General features: G+C 70.6%; 13 protein-coding genes. 10 read left to right on the plus strand and 3 right to left on the minus strand.

Going from position 1 to position 13,550, the window contains the following annotated elements; all coding sequences use genetic code 11:
* Positions 1–37: 37 nt before the first annotated feature.
* The 6 genes from kdgD to garD all read left to right on the plus strand — a co-directional run bounded on the left by kdgD (position 38) and on the right by garD (position 7,604).
* The gene (gene kdgD / locus AC1DSA_RS09075) at positions 38–949 is read left to right on the plus strand and encodes a 5-dehydro-4-deoxyglucarate dehydratase (protein ID WP_477888248.1); all 912 of its coding nucleotides are present in this window, start codon (positions 38–40) and stop codon (positions 947–949) included.
* A 30-nt stretch (positions 950–979) separates the two neighbouring features.
* The gene (locus AC1DSA_RS09080; protein ID WP_477888705.1) at positions 980–1,939 is read left to right on the plus strand and encodes a Bug family tripartite tricarboxylate transporter substrate binding protein; all 960 of its coding nucleotides are present in this window, start codon (positions 980–982) and stop codon (positions 1,937–1,939) included.
* Between the two features lie 114 nt (positions 1,940–2,053).
* A complete protein-coding gene (gudD, locus tag AC1DSA_RS09085; RefSeq protein ID WP_477888250.1) occupies positions 2,054–3,379 on the plus strand; it encodes a glucarate dehydratase in 1,326 nt (441 codons plus the stop codon).
* Between the two features lie 131 nt (positions 3,380–3,510).
* Complete coding sequence (locus AC1DSA_RS09090; RefSeq protein WP_477888252.1) at positions 3,511–4,950, plus strand: aldehyde dehydrogenase family protein; 1,440 nt, start codon at positions 3,511–3,513, stop codon at positions 4,948–4,950.
* 109 nt (positions 4,951–5,059) lie between these two features.
* Positions 5,060–6,025, plus strand: coding sequence for a Bug family tripartite tricarboxylate transporter substrate binding protein (locus AC1DSA_RS09095; RefSeq protein WP_477888254.1), 966 nt, complete (start codon positions 5,060–5,062; stop codon positions 6,023–6,025).
* 1 nt (position 6,026) lies between these two features.
* A complete protein-coding gene (gene garD, locus AC1DSA_RS09100) occupies positions 6,027–7,604 on the plus strand; it encodes a galactarate dehydratase (RefSeq protein WP_477888256.1) in 1,578 nt (525 codons plus the stop codon).
* A gap of 3 nt (positions 7,605–7,607) precedes the next feature.
* On the opposite strand, the gene AC1DSA_RS09105 is transcribed toward garD, so the two are convergent.
* The 3 genes from AC1DSA_RS09105 to AC1DSA_RS09115 all read right to left on the minus strand — a co-directional run bounded on the left by AC1DSA_RS09105 (position 7,608) and on the right by AC1DSA_RS09115 (position 11,093).
* A complete protein-coding gene (locus tag AC1DSA_RS09105) occupies positions 7,608–8,657 on the minus strand; it encodes a bifunctional nicotinamide-nucleotide adenylyltransferase/Nudix hydroxylase (protein WP_477888258.1) in 1,050 nt (349 codons plus the stop codon).
* A 28-nt stretch (positions 8,658–8,685) separates the two neighbouring features.
* Complete coding sequence (locus AC1DSA_RS09110; RefSeq protein WP_477888260.1) at positions 8,686–10,239, minus strand: lytic murein transglycosylase; 1,554 nt, start codon at positions 10,237–10,239, stop codon at positions 8,686–8,688.
* Positions 10,240–10,346: 107 nt separating this feature from the next.
* Positions 10,347–11,093 carry an ABC transporter substrate-binding protein gene (locus AC1DSA_RS09115; protein ID WP_477888262.1) on the minus strand — a complete coding sequence of 249 codons (747 nt, stop codon included), beginning with the start codon at positions 11,091–11,093 and terminating at the stop codon, positions 10,347–10,349.
* A 53-nt stretch (positions 11,094–11,146) separates the two neighbouring features.
* On the opposite strand from AC1DSA_RS09115, the gene AC1DSA_RS09120 reads away from it, so the two are divergent.
* The 4 genes from AC1DSA_RS09120 to AC1DSA_RS09135 all read left to right on the plus strand — a co-directional run bounded on the left by AC1DSA_RS09120 (position 11,147) and on the right by AC1DSA_RS09135 (position 13,550).
* Positions 11,147–11,749, plus strand: coding sequence for a c(7)-type cytochrome triheme domain-containing protein (locus AC1DSA_RS09120; protein WP_477888264.1), 603 nt, complete (start codon positions 11,147–11,149; stop codon positions 11,747–11,749).
* A 109-nt stretch (positions 11,750–11,858) separates the two neighbouring features.
* Positions 11,859–12,515 carry a hypothetical protein gene (locus tag AC1DSA_RS09125; protein WP_477888266.1) on the plus strand — a complete coding sequence of 219 codons (657 nt, stop codon included), beginning with the start codon at positions 11,859–11,861 and terminating at the stop codon, positions 12,513–12,515.
* 112 nt (positions 12,516–12,627) lie between these two features.
* Positions 12,628–13,296, plus strand: a complete 669-nt coding sequence (locus AC1DSA_RS09130) for a Crp/Fnr family transcriptional regulator (RefSeq protein ID WP_477888268.1) — start codon at positions 12,628–12,630, stop codon at positions 13,294–13,296.
* Between the two features lie 62 nt (positions 13,297–13,358).
* Positions 13,359–13,550, plus strand: coding sequence for a YgaP family membrane protein (locus tag AC1DSA_RS09135; protein ID WP_477888270.1), 192 nt, complete (start codon positions 13,359–13,361; stop codon positions 13,548–13,550).

Raw genomic sequence — 13,550 nt, forward strand, 5'->3', positions numbered from 1 at the left:
CAGTTGTATGATGTCCTACCTCTTGACCGGAAGCACCATGTCCCCGAATGAACTGAAGAAGGCCCTGTCGTCGGGCCTGCTGTCCTTCCCCCTGACCGATTTCGACAGCCAGCTGCGCTTCGAACCCAAGGGCTACGCGAACCGCCTGGAATGGCTGATGCCCTATGGCGCGACCGTGCTGTTCGCCGCCGGCGGCACCGGCGAGTTCTTCTCCCTCGAGCCGACCGAATACGCCGCCGTCATCAAGACCGCGGCCGAGACCTGCAAGGGCCGCGTGCCCATCGTCGGCGGCGCCGGCGGCGGCACCACCCTGGCCATCAGGTACGCGCAGGAAGCCGAGCGCAACGGCGCCCAGGGCGTGCTGCTGCTGCCGCATTACCTGACCGAAGCCACGCAGGACGGCCTGGTCGCGCACGTCGAAGCCGTGTGCAAGAGCGTGAAGATCGGCGTGATCGTCTACAACCGCGGCGCGACCAAGCTCACGGCGCAGAGCCTGCTGAAGCTGGCCGAACGCTGTCCCAACCTGATCGGCTTCAAGGACGGCCTGGGCGACATCGAGCGCATCGTCTCCATCCGCCAGCAGCTGGGCGACCGCTTCGTCTACATCGGCGGCATGCCCACGCACGAGGTCTACGCCAACGCCTACAAGGCCCTGGGCGTGCCCACCTATTCGTCCGCCGTCTTCAACTTCATCCCGCGCACCGCGGTGCAGTTCTACGACGCGTACGCCAGCGGCGACCAGGTCACGGTCAGCCGCATCATCGACGAGTTCTTCCTGCCCTACCTGTCGATCCGCAACAAGGGCGAAGGCTATGCCGTGTCCATCGTGAAGGCCGGCGCCACCGTCGTCGGCAGGAGCGCCGGCCCGGTGCGCCCGCCCCTGTCCGACCTGAAGCCGCAGGAAGTGGAAGAACTGGCCGCGCTGATCCGCAAGCTCGGCCCGCAGTAGATCCCCAGAGAGACCCAGGAGACAACCATGCTGAAGAAAACCCTGATGGGCCTGGCGCTCGCCGTGGCCGCCGCCACCAGCGCCTTCGCCGCCTACCCCGAAAAGACCGTCACCCTGGTCGTGCCCTTCCCGCCGGGCGGCTCGACCGACGCGATCGCCCGCGTGCTCTCGCAGAAGCTGCAGGAGAAGCTGGGCGGCACCTTCATCATCGACAACAAGCCGGGCGCCACCGGCACCATCGGCGCCGCGTTCGTCAAGCGCGCGCCGGCCGACGGCTACACATTGTTCGTGTCCTCGCTCGGCCCGTTCGTGATCGCGCCGCACCTGATCAAGGGCGTGCAGTACGACGCGCTGAAGGACTTCGACCCGATCACGATCGCGGTGCAGGCGCCCAACGTGCTGGTCGTGCCGGTGAACTCGGCCGACAAGTCGGTGGCCGACCTGCTGGCGCACCTGAAGAAGACCCCGGGCAAGGTGAGCTTCGCCTCGTCGGGCAACGGCTCGTCCGATCACCTGTCGGCCGAACTGTTCTGGCAGCAGACCGGCACCGAAGGCCTGCACATCCCGTACAAGGGCGGCGGCCCCGCCATCAACGACCTGCTGGGCGGCCAGGTCGACGCGGCCTTCGTCAACATCAACAGCATCCTCCAGCACATCAAGGCGGGCAAGGTGCGCGCGCTGGCGATCTCCTCGGAGAAGCGCTCGCCGCTGCTGCCGGACGTCGCCACGCTGCAGGAGCAAGGCGTCAAGGGCGCCGAGGTGCAGTCCTGGCAGGCGATCGCCGCGCCCAAGGGCTTGCCCGCGGACGTCAAGTCCAAGCTGCACGCCGCCATCGTCGCCTCGCTGAACGATCCCGCCGTCAAGGAGAAGCTGCTGGCCCAGGGCTTCGAGATCGTGGCCGACACGCCGGAGCACTTCGCGAAGTTCCAGGCCCTCGAATACGCGCGCTGGAAGGCGCTGATCGAGGCCCGCAAGATCACCGCCGATTAAGTGGGCCCACCCCCGAAGCGGCCTGCGGCCGCCTCCCCCTCGAGGGGGCGCCACCAGCGGCCCGGCGAAGCCGGTTCCGCGGTGGCACCGGAATGGAAACCTTCAGGACTTCAAATGAGTTCTCCCATCGTCAAGAGCATGCGCGTGGTCCCGGTCGCCGGCCGCGACGGCATGCTGCTGAACCTCTCGGGCGCGCATGCGCCCTTCTTCACCCGCAACATCGTCCTCGTCACCGACAACGCGGGCCACACCGGCCTGGGCGAAGTGCCGGGCGGCGAGAAGATCCGGCAGACGCTGGAGGATGCGCGTGCCCTGGTGGAAGGCCAGACCGTCGGCAACCTGCAGGCGATCCTCAACGCGATGCGCACGAAATTCGCGGACCGCGATGCCGGCGGCCGCGGCAACCAGACCTTCGACCTGCGCACGACCATCCACGCGGTCACCGCGGTGGAATCGGCGCTGCTCGACCTGCAGGGCCAGCACCTGGGCATGCCGGTCGCCGCCCTGCTCGGCGAAGGCCAGCAGCGCGACGCGGTGCAGATGCTCGGCTACCTGTTCTACGTGGGCGATCGCAAGAAGACCGACCTGCCCTACGCGAGCGAGCCAGATGCCAAGGACGACTGGTCGCGCCTGCGCCACGAGGAGGCCATGACGCCCGAGGCGATCGTGCGGCTGGCGGAGGCGGCGCAGAAGCGCTACGGCTTCCAGGACTTCAAGCTCAAGGGCGGCGTGCTGCGCGGCGACGAGGAAGTCGAAGCCGTGACAGCGCTGCACGAGCGCTTTCCCGAGGCCCGCGTCACGTTGGACCCCAACGGCGGCTGGCTGCTGAAGGATGCGATCCGCCTGGGCCAGAAGATGCGCGGCGTCGTCGCCTATGCCGAAGACCCGTGCGGCGCCGAGGACGGCTTCTCCGGCCGCGAGGTGATGGCGGAATTCCGCCGCGCCACGGGACTGCCGACCGCGACCAACATGGTCGCCACCGACTGGCGGCAGCTGGCGCATTCGCTGGCCCTGCAGTCCGTGGACATCCCGCTGGCCGATCCGCACTTCTGGACGATGGCGGGCTCGGTGCGCGTGGCCCAGACCTGCCGCGACTGGGGCCTCACCTGGGGCTCGCACTCCAACAACCACTTCGACATTTCGCTGGCGATGTTCACGCACGTCGGCGCGGCCGCGCCCGGCAAGGTGACGGCGATCGACACGCACTGGATCTGGCAGGACGGCCAGCGCCTGACGAAGGACCCGCTGCAGATCCGCGAGGGTTACGTGCAGGTGCCGAAGAAGCCGGGGCTGGGGATAGCGATCGACGAAGCGGAGCTGGAAAAAGCCAACGCGCTCTACAAGCAGCACGGCCTGGGCGCGCGTGACGATGCGATCGGCATGCAATTCCTGGTGCCGGGGTGGAAGTTCGATCCGAAGAGGCCGTGTTTGGTGCGGTGACGTGATTTCTCTCCCTCCCCCCGTGGGGGAGGGTTGGGGTGGGGGCGCTCGCGAGTAGCGCCCAGCTCGCGCCGAGCGCCCCCATCCCAGCCTTCCCCCAATGGGGGAAGGAGAAAGACCGAAAGGCAAACATGTTCAAGAACCTCATCGCCGGCGAGTGGGTCGACGGACCCCGCGCCAGCCGCAACATCAATCCCTCCGACACGCGCGACGTGGTCGGCGAGTACGCGCAGGCGGATGCCGAACAGGCGCGCGCTGCCATCGGCGCCGCCGCGAAGGCGCAGCACGCGTGGGGCGTGTCGACGCCGCAGCAGCGCTTCGACATCCTCGACGCGGCCGGCGCCGAGATCCTGGCGCGCCGCAACGAGCTGGGCGACCTGCTCGCGCGCGAGGAAGGCAAGACCCTTCCGGAAGCGATCGGCGAGGTCGCGCGCGCCGGCAACATCTTCAAGTTCTTTGCCGGCGAGGCGCTGCGCGTCGGCGGCGAGGTGGTGCCCTCGGTGCGTCCCGGTGTCGGCGTCGAAGTCACGCGCGAGCCGATCGGCGTGGTGGGCCTGATCACGCCCTGGAACTTCCCGATCGCGATTCCCGCGTGGAAGATCGCGCCCGCGCTGGCCTTCGGCAACACGGTGGTGCTCAAGCCCGCGGACCTGGTGCCGGGCAGCGCCTGGGCCATCGCAGACATCCTGCACCGCGCGGGCCTGCCGGCCGGCGTGTTCAACCTGGTGATGGGCCGAGGCTCCGAAGTGGGCCAGGTGCTGCTCGACGACAAGCGCGTCAACGCCATCAGCTTCACCGGCTCCGTGGCCACCGGCCAGCGCATCGCCGCCGCCTGCGTCGCGCGCATGGCCAAGTTCCAGCTCGAGATGGGCGGCAAGAACCCGATGGTGGTGCTGGACGACGCCGACCTCGACGTGGCCGTCACTGCCGCCATCAACAGCGGCTTCTTCTCCACCGGCCAGCGCTGCACCGCGTCCTCGCGCCTGATCGTCACCGAAGGCATCCACGACCGCTTCGTCGACACGATGGCGAAGCGCATCGCCACGCTCAAGGTCGACGACGCACGCAAGGCCGGCACCGAAGTCGGCCCCGTGGTGGACGAAAAGCAGCTGGCGCAGGATCTGGAGTACATCGCCATCGGCAAGCAGGAAGGCGCCAGGCTGGTGGCCGGCGGCGAAGCCATCGCGAAGAACGGCGACGGCGCCCCCGGCCACTACCTGCGCCCGGCCCTGTTCACCGAGACGACCAAGGACATGCGCATCAACCGCGAGGAGATCTTCGGCCCGGTGGTGAGCGTGCTCCGCGCGAAGAACTACGACGAAGCGCTGGCCCTGGCCAACGACACCGAATTTGGCCTGGCCGCCGGCATCGCCACCACGTCGCTCAAGCACGCCACGCACTTCAAGCGCCATGCGCAGGCCGGCATGGTGATGGTCAACCTGCCGACGGCGGGCGTGGACTACCACGTGCCCTTCGGCGGCCGCAAGGGTTCCAGCTACGGGCCGCGCGAGCAGGGACGCTACGCCGCGGAGTTCTACACCACCGTGAAGACGGCCTATACCCAAGCATGAACCCGGCCGCGAGGCCCCCGTGCGGCCGGCTGCCGTTCGCTCTATGCTTTCCACGTCGCGAGCCACGGGGCCGTCCGAGCCCCATCCCCATCCAGGAGACCCCATGCGCATGAACCGTCGCCAAGTCCTGCTGTCCACCGCTGCCACGCTCGCCGCCCCCGGCGTGCTGGCGCAGGCCGACAAGTGGCCATCCAAGCCGATCCGCCTGGTCGTTCCCTACCCGCCCGGCGGCTCCTCGGACATCATCGCCCGCTCCATCGGCAACCTGCTGGCGGACTCGCTCAAGCAGTCGGTGCTGGTGGACAACAAGCCCGGCGCCAACGGCAACCTCGGCGCCGACCTGGTCGCCAAGTCCGCGCCCGACGGCTACACGCTGCTGCTGTGCGACGTCGGCGCACTGGCGATCTCGCCCTCGGTGTACGCGAAGCTGCCCCTCGATCCGTCGAAGGAATTGCGCGGCGTCACCATGCTGGCCTATTCGCCGCACCTGCTGGTGGTGCACCCCTCGGTGCCCGCCAACAACATGAAGGAGCTGATCGCGCTGTCCAAGCAGAAGGACCTGAACTTCGCCGTCAGCGGCACCGGCGGCGCGCCGCACCTCGCGGGCGTGGCGCTGGCGCAGGCCGTGGGCGCGCGCTGGCAGTACGTTCCCTACAAGGGTGGCAGCCAGGCCATCACGGACACCGTGGGCGGTCAGACGCAGGTGATGATGAACGGCATGCTCGCCACCTACCCGCACGTGCAGAGCGGCAAGCTCAAGCTGCTGGCCGTGTCCAAGCGCACGCGCATGCCCCTGATCGCCGACGTGCCCACCATCGCCGAGCAGGGCGTGCCCGGCTTCGAGTCGGGCAGCTGGCAGGGCGTGCTGGCGCCCAAGGGCACGCCGGAAGCCATCGTGCAGCGGCTCAATGCGGAACTGGTCCGCGCCATCCGCAGCCCCGACGTGCGCGCGCGCCTGGCCGGCCAGGGCGCGGAAGTGGTGACCATGACGCCGCAGGAGCAGGACCAGTTCTTCGCGTCCGAACGCAAGCGCTGGGCGCAGGTCGTCACCAGCGCCAACATCAAGGCGGAGTGAAATGACGTCGGCGCCCCTCCTGATCCGCATGCACGAGGCCGACAACGTGGCCATCGTGGCGAACGACGGCGGCCTGCCGGAAGGGACGCTGCTGCCTTCCGGCCTGCGGCTGCGCGAGAAGGTGCCGCAGGGACACAAGGTGGCGACCGCCGACATCCCGGCGCAGGGCGTGGTGCGGCGCTACGACGTGCCGATCGGCTATGCGCTCAAGGACATCCCGGCCGGCAGCTGGGTGCACGAGCGGCTGCTGAAGATGCCCGACGCGCGCGGCCTCGACGACCTGCCGATCGCCACGGTCCAACGAGAGCCGCAGCCGCCGCTGGAGGGCTACACGTTCGAGGGCTACCGCAACCCGGACGGCTCGGTCGGCACGCGCAACATCCTGGCCATCACGCAGACCGTGCAGTGCGTGGCCGGCGTCACCGACTTCGCGGTGCAGCGCATCAAGTCCGAGCTGCTGCCCAGGTTCCCCCACGTCGACGACGTGGTGGCGCTGGAGCACGGCTACGGCTGCGGCGTGGCGATCGACGCGCCCGATGCGGTGATCCCGATCCGAACGCTGCGCAACATCAGCCTGAACCCCAACTTCGGCGGCGAGGTGATGGTGGTCAGCCTGGGCTGCGAGAAGCTGCAGCCCGAGCGCCTGCTGCCGCCCGGCAGCATCCCGCTGGTGGACGAGCGCAACGTGGCCGACGTCGGCACCACCGCCGAGACCAGACTGGACGTGGTCTGCCTGCAAGACGAGGCCCACGTGGGCTTCATGTCGATGGTCGACTCGATCATGCGGCAGGCCGAGGAGCACCTGGAGCGCCTGGACGCGCGCCGGCGCGAGACCGTGCCGGCCAGCGAGCTGGTGGTCGGCGTGCAGTGCGGCGGCAGCGATGCCTTCTCCGGCGTCACGGCGAACCCGGCGGTGGGCTTCTGCACCGACCTGCTGGTGCGCGCCGGCGCCAGCGTGATGTTCTCCGAGACCACCGAGGTGCGCGACGGCATCGCCCAGCTCACCGCGCGCGCGACCACGCCGGAGGTGGCGCAGGCCATGATCCGCGAGATGGCCTGGTACGACGACTACCTGCAGCGCGGCAGCGTCGACCGCAGCGCCAACACGACGCCCGGCAACAAGAAGGGCGGCCTGTCCAACATCGTCGAGAAGGCGATGGGCTCCATCGTCAAGTCCGGCTCGGCGCCGATCTCGGGCGTGCTCGCGCCCGGCGAGAAGCTCAGGCAGAAAGGCCTGACCTACGCCGCGACGCCGGCCAGCGACTTCATCTGCGGCACGCTGCAGCTGGCCGCCGGCATGAACCTGCACGTGTTCACCACCGGCCGCGGCACGCCCTACGGCCTGGCGCAGGTGCCGGTGATCAAGGTGGCGACGCGCAGCGACCTCGCGCGGCGCTGGCACGACCTGATGGACGTCAACGCCGGCACCATCGCCGAGGGCAAGGCCAGCATCGAGGACGTGGGCTGGGAGCTGTTCCGCCTGATGCTGGACGTCGCGAGCGGGCGCAAGAAGACCTGGGCCGAGCAGTGGAAGCTGCACAACCAGCTGGTGCTGTTCAATCCGGCGCCGGTGACCTGAGGCTCATTCCTCCGGGGTGAATCCCAGGAAGGCATCGAGCAGGTGGAAGTGGTCGTCGTGGAACTGGTCCTCCAGCGAGGGCAGTTCAGCGATGTCCACCCAGCGCGCCTCGGCGGCATCGTCGCCGCCCGCGACCTCCGGCACCATGCGGTCGCCCAGGTCGAAGTAGAAGGCATGCGTGATCACGCGGCCGCGCTGGCTGCGGTCGGGGTGGTCGAAGACGCGCATGCCCCGGCACGCGTGCTCCATCTCCGAAGGCAGCAAATGCAAGCCGGTCTCCTCGCGCAATTCGCGCACCGCCGACTGGTAGGCGGTCTCACGCGGCTCGATGAAACCGCCGGGCACCGCCAGCAGCCCCTTGCCCGGTGCATGGCCGCGCCGGATCAGCAGCACCTGGTCGGCGATGCGCACCACGGCATCGACCGTCACCAGCACCGGGGGGTACGGCGCCGTCGCCCATTTCGCTTGTTCTTCCGCGAGCTGCGCCCACTCCTCGCGCAAGTGCGCCAGGAAGGGCAACTGCGCCCAGGCGCGCAGGAAGGCGATGGTGCTGGCCGGCACCTGGCTGGCGATGGCCGCCAGCGCGGCGTCCAGCGGTTCGGTGCCGAAGAGCGCGGCCCGCAGCGCCTTGCCGTGCACCTCGCCCAGCCGGCCGACGTCGTGCAGCGTCCAGTCGGGGAAGTCGTCGAGGTAATGGGTCGTGGGGTCCTTGCGGTGGCCCACCAGCACGATGCGCGTGCGCTCGGAGCCCGTGAGCCGCGCCAGCGCGGATCGCACCTGCCGCACCCAGCGCTTCTCGTCGTACACGTCGCGCACGGCGAGGAAGTCCACCCGCTCGCGCTCCTCCTCGGTGAGGGCGAGCTGGATCACCGCCACCCGCTCCTCGAACGTGAAGGGATTGCGCGGCGAGCGCGCCTGGTGCGCGGACCCGACCAGCACCGCGCAGCGCGGCGCCAGCCGCAATGCCTCGCGCAGCTGCGTCAGCTGCGCGTTGTGGAACAGCTGGAAGCGGCCGATGCACACGGCCCAGTCAAACTTCTGCGCCGTCGTCATGCGGGGCCGGGTGACGCTTGCGCGACCGTCAAGGGCGCGGGGCGGGCGTGCGCACCCCGACGCCCGGGGGCTGGATGATCAAGGTCGGCGGCGGCCCGACGGCTGCAGGCGCCGGCACCACCGCGGCGCCAGGCGGCTGCGCACCTGCGGCAGGGGCCGACATGGCGGCGGCAGGCGGTCGCACCGCGGCCGCGGAGGCCTGCATCAGCTCTACCGCCGTGCGCTGCCCGACGCGCCGGCCCGGCGGCATGCCGCGCAGCGCACGCTCCTTCTCGATCGCGTCGCGCGTGCGGCGGCCCATCACGCCGTCGGCCGTCACCTCCGAGTGGCCGCGCTCTACCAGCCACTGCTGCACGGCGCGCACCTGCGCGCGCGTGAGCCCCGGGTCGTCGGTCGGCCAGGGCGTCGCAAAATCACTGCCGCCCGCCAGCTTGTGCGCCAGCAGCGCCACCTCCATCACGTAGCGCACCGACCGGTTGTAGCGCAGCACCGTGTCGAAGTTGCGCGTGACCAGGAAGGCCGGGCCGGGCAGGCCCACGGGGAAGAAGGGAACCAGCTCCGGGTCACCGGCCAGATGCAGCGGCCCGAGTTGCCCGGCGGGTCCCACGGCACGCCAGCCCTGCGCGTTCCACTGCGACTGGCGCTGCGCCCGGTCGGCCAGGCGCCTGGATTCGCCGCCGGTGTTGAACTCCGCCTGCTGCGCCGGCGGCACCGCCACCTCGACGTACACCGGGACGCTCAGATCCCAGCCGCCGCGCGACTTCAGGTGGTTCGCGGTCGTGGCCCAGGCGTCGGCCTCGGAGCCGATGATGTCCGCGAAGCCGTCGCCGTCGAAATCCACCGCGAGCTGCTCGAAGCTGTCCGGCACGAACTGCGTGCGCCCGAAGGCCGCGGCCCAGGAGCCTTGCCAGTTCTCGGCGCGAACCCGGCGATCGCGCAGCACGCGCACGGCCGCGAAGGCGCGCTCGCGCGACGTGCAGCTGGCTGCGCCGGCCGCGCTCTCGGCGCAGGGACGCAGGCAGGCGAGGCTCAGCGCCGCATCGAGCACGGGGATCTTGCCCTGCGACGGTCCGTAGTTGGTCTCGATGCCGTAGATAGCCACCACGATCTCCCGCGGCACGCCGAACTGCGCTTCGATCCGCTGCAGCAGCGGCGCGTTGGCGGCGAGGATCGCCTGCCCGGCCCGCACGCGGTCCGCGTCCGTGGTGGCGGCCAGCTCGTCCCACCAGAAGGTCGGCTCGCCGGCCGTCACCAGCATGGACTGGCGCACGCGGTCGTCGTATTGCGCCGTGGCCGTGATGCGCTCGAAATCCGCACGGTTGAGCGGCCGGCCGGCGAGGCCGGTCTGCCCGGCGAGGGCCTGCACGCAGGACTGGAACTGCTGCGAGCTCAGCGGTTGCGCGAGCAGTTGCTGCGCCGGTGTCGGCGCGGGAAGCAGCAGCGGTTGCGGCTGGGACGACGGCGGCTGCGGCGCCACGGGCGCAGGCGCGACCGGCTGCTGCGCGATCGACAGCACGGGCAGCAGCGCCGCCACGACGGTGGCGAGCAACAGGCGGGTGCGGACGGGAGTGAACTGGACCATGGCAGCGCGGGAAAGCTGCGGGCCAGTATAGGGAGCGCCCTCGTGCGGTGGGGTCCACTGCAACCGTGTGGCACACGGTCGCGCTGTCGACCTACAAGCGGCCGTGCTCAGCCGGCGCCGTCTTCGGCCGGCGCCACGGATGCACCCTCGATGCCATGACGGGCCAGCGCCTGCGCGACGAAGCCCGAGGCCTTCATCTCTTCCACGAAGCCGGCCAGCGCGGCCGCGGCTTCCTCGCCCCGGCTCTTGGGGCATCCCATCGCCTGGCGGATCACCATGAAGCGGCCGGGCAGCAGCCGCATGCCGCCCAGGCGCGCGGCATCCTGTTCCAGCTGCTGCTTGACGCCGGCCGCCACTTCGGCGCCGCTGTCCACGAAGTGCCGCACCACCGCCGGCGAGGACGGCGCATGCACGATCTCCGCCTGCCGGATCTCGCGCGACAGGAACAGGTCGTAGGCGCTGCCGCGGCCCACCACCACGCGCGTGCCCGCGCGATCGACTTCCTCGTTGGACTGCAGCGGCGAATCGGCGCGCACCAGGTAGCAGCCCTCGATCAGCACGTAGGGCGCCGTGAAGCGGATGTGCTCGCCGCGCTTCGGATCGATGGCGAAGAAGCCGATGTCGGCCTGTTCCGCCGCCACGGCGTCCACCGACTTGCCGGCGGTGTCGAACACCACCAGCTCCAGCTCCACGCCCAGCCGCTGCGCGAACGTGCGCGCCAGGTCGATGGAGACGCCCTGGGGCGCGCCGCTCGCCGGGTCCTTGCCCGCGAGGATGGGATTGCCGAGGTTGATGGATGCGCGCAGCCGCCCGGTGGGCGTGAAGGCCTGGACGATGGAGGCGGGAAGTTTCATGCGCACACCTTAGCGCAAACACCTTGCGCTAGCATCGACACAGCCCTCGTCCCATGGAAGATCCCCGCCCCTCCCGCGCGACTGCGCTGCTGCGCGCCGGCGCCGCCGCGTGCGCGCTGGCGCTGGCCGGCCTGGTCGGCGCCGCGCTCGCGCAGCAGCAACAGCAGCCCGACCTGTTCGGTACCCTGCCCGAGCCGCCGACCGAGGTGAAGCCCAACCCGCCCCCGGTCGATGCGGCAAGCCCCGCGGCCGGCGCGCTGCAGCAGCCCGCCGAAGCCTTCAGCTCGCTGCCCCGCGACGGGCGCGGCAAGCCCGACTGGGTGCGCGCGCTGCGCGAGGGCGCGATCCAGCCGCGCGGCGCGGTCGCCGGCGCGGGTGCGCCGATGCAGGCGCTCGACCTCGACATCGTCATGAAGAACACGGCACAGATGCCCTGGGTGCGCTTCCCGCATGCCGCGCACACGCAGTGGCTGGCCTGCGCCAACTGCCACGACGCCCTGTTCGCACCCAAGGCAGGCGCCAATCCCACCACCATGACGCGCATCCTGCAGGGCGAATCCTGCGGCACCTGCCACGGCACGGTGGCCTTCACCGCCCTGTACACGTGCGAGCGCTGCCACAGCGTCGCACAACCGGGCCAGAAGCCCTGGTGGTGAGGCCGGGCACCGTGCCGGCGTAAGCTTTGAGGCAGGGGCCGGGGGCAGACTGCCGTACAGGCGTGTGCGCGGCCGGCCTGTGCCGCGCGCCCCGCCTCACAAATCCCCCATGTTCATCGGTCACTTCGGACTCGCCTTCGCCGCCCGCCGCGCCACGCCGCGGCTGTCGCTGGGCACGGCCTTCCTGGCCGCGCAGTTCCTGGACCTGCTGTGGCCCACGCTGCTGCTGGTGGGCGCCGAGTCCGTGCGCATCCAGCCCGGCGCCACCGCGGTGACCCCCCTGGCGTTCGAGCACTATCCCTGGTCGCACAGCCTGCTGATGGTGATCGCGTGGAGCATCGCTCTGGGCGGCGGGTACGGCGCGCTGCGCAGGAACGTGCGCGGCGCCGTCGTGGTCGGCCTGCTGGTGCTCAGCCACTGGTTGCTGGACGCGCTGGTGCACGAGCCGGACCTGCCGCTGGCGCCCGGCATCGGCACGCTGGTGGGCCTGGGCCTGTGGAATTCGCGCGCGGGCACGCTGCTGGCCGAGGTGCCGATCTTCCTGATCGGCGTGTGGCTCTACGCGCGCAGCACCCGGGCGCTGGACCGCGTGGGCGTCTTCGGCCTGGCGGGCCTGGTGCTGTTCCTGGCGCTGGTGTACGCCGGCAACCTGACCGGCCCGCCGCCGCCCGGCGTGACCGCGATCGCCTGGGTGGGCGAGGCCCAGTGGCTGCTGGTCGCCTGGGCCTACTGGGTCGACGCGCATCGCGCGCCGCTGCGGGCCTAGCAACCTGCGCGAAGACGTCCTGCCGCGCAGGCCCCCGGAGCCAGCGGCTCGGCAAGCCACCCGCTTGACGCCCGTCAAAGGTTGCGCGCGTTGCCGCGCCCACCATGGGAGCATGGACGTTTCCTCCCCTCCCGGCGCGACCCTGCAGCAGGTGCTGGCGCTCTATCCGCAGTTGCGCGGACTGGAAGCGTCGCTTGCTGACGTGGCCGCGAGGGCGCTGACGGCGCCGGCAGGCGCCGTGCTGTTTTCCGCGAACGATCCCTGCCAGGGCTTCCCGCTGCTGCTGGATGGCGAGGTCCGCGTCTCGCGCCCGTCGCAGGATGGCCGCGCGCTGGAGCTGTACCGGCTGGCGCCGGGCGAGATGTGCCTGGTCTCCAGCGCCTCGCTGTTCCGCACGCAGCCTCTGACGGCGCAGGCCGTCGCGACCCGGCCGACGCGCCTGCTGATGGTGCCGCCGCAGGTGTTCCGCTCCTGGCTGGCGCAGCCCGCCTTCCGCGACTACGTGCTGGGCCTGTTCGCCGAACGCATGGCCGACCTCACCGCGCTGATCGATGCCGTCGCGTTCCAGCGGTTGGACCGGCGACTCGCTGCCGCACTGCTGGGGCACGGACCCGAACTGGCGGTCACCCACCAGGACCTGGCCGACGTGCTCGGCACGGTGCGCGAGATGGTCACGCGGCTGCTGCGCCGCTTCGAGCGCGAGGGCTGGATCGAACTGGCGCGCGAGCGCATCCGCATCCGCGACAGCGCGGCGCTGCGCCGCGTGGCCGAGGCTGGGTAACCAAAGTCACAGACGTGCGGGCCGGCGGTTGCTGCAATCGTCCCATCATCAAGGAGAAAGTCATGAAAGCGAACGTCGGTGGTATCGATCGCGTGCTGCGCATCCTCGTCGGCCTGGCCCTGATGGCTCTGGCCGCCACCGGAACCGTGGGCTGGTGGGGCTGGCTGGGCATCGTCCCGCTGCTGACCGGGGTGGTGGGCTGGTGCCCGCCCTACGCCATGCTGGGCTTCAGCACCTGCAAGGTGAAGGCCTGA

It is taken from the genome of Ramlibacter sp. P4_H7 (assembly GCF_056400765.1).

Coding starts and splice junctions, on each gene's coding strand:
- kdgD (WP_477888248.1), top strand. CDS start 38: ATGTCCCCGAATGAACTGAAGAAGGCCCTGTCGTCGGGCCTGCTGTCC.
- gudD (WP_477888250.1), top strand. CDS start 2,054: ATGAGTTCTCCCATCGTCAAGAGCATGCGCGTGGTCCCGGTCGCCGGC.
- AC1DSA_RS09090 (WP_477888252.1), top strand. CDS start 3,511: ATGTTCAAGAACCTCATCGCCGGCGAGTGGGTCGACGGACCCCGCGCC.
- AC1DSA_RS09095 (WP_477888254.1), top strand. CDS start 5,060: ATGAACCGTCGCCAAGTCCTGCTGTCCACCGCTGCCACGCTCGCCGCC.
- garD (WP_477888256.1), top strand. CDS start 6,027: ATGACGTCGGCGCCCCTCCTGATCCGCATGCACGAGGCCGACAACGTG.
- AC1DSA_RS09105 (WP_477888258.1), bottom strand. CDS start 8,657: ATGACGACGGCGCAGAAGTTTGACTGGGCCGTGTGCATCGGCCGCTTC.
- AC1DSA_RS09110 (WP_477888260.1), bottom strand. CDS start 10,239: ATGGTCCAGTTCACTCCCGTCCGCACCCGCCTGTTGCTCGCCACCGTC.
- AC1DSA_RS09115 (WP_477888262.1), bottom strand. CDS start 11,093: ATGAAACTTCCCGCCTCCATCGTCCAGGCCTTCACGCCCACCGGGCGG.
- AC1DSA_RS09120 (WP_477888264.1), top strand. CDS start 11,147: ATGGAAGATCCCCGCCCCTCCCGCGCGACTGCGCTGCTGCGCGCCGGC.
- AC1DSA_RS09125 (WP_477888266.1), top strand. CDS start 11,859: ATGTTCATCGGTCACTTCGGACTCGCCTTCGCCGCCCGCCGCGCCACG.
- AC1DSA_RS09130 (WP_477888268.1), top strand. CDS start 12,628: ATGGACGTTTCCTCCCCTCCCGGCGCGACCCTGCAGCAGGTGCTGGCG.
- AC1DSA_RS09135 (WP_477888270.1), top strand. CDS start 13,359: ATGAAAGCGAACGTCGGTGGTATCGATCGCGTGCTGCGCATCCTCGTC.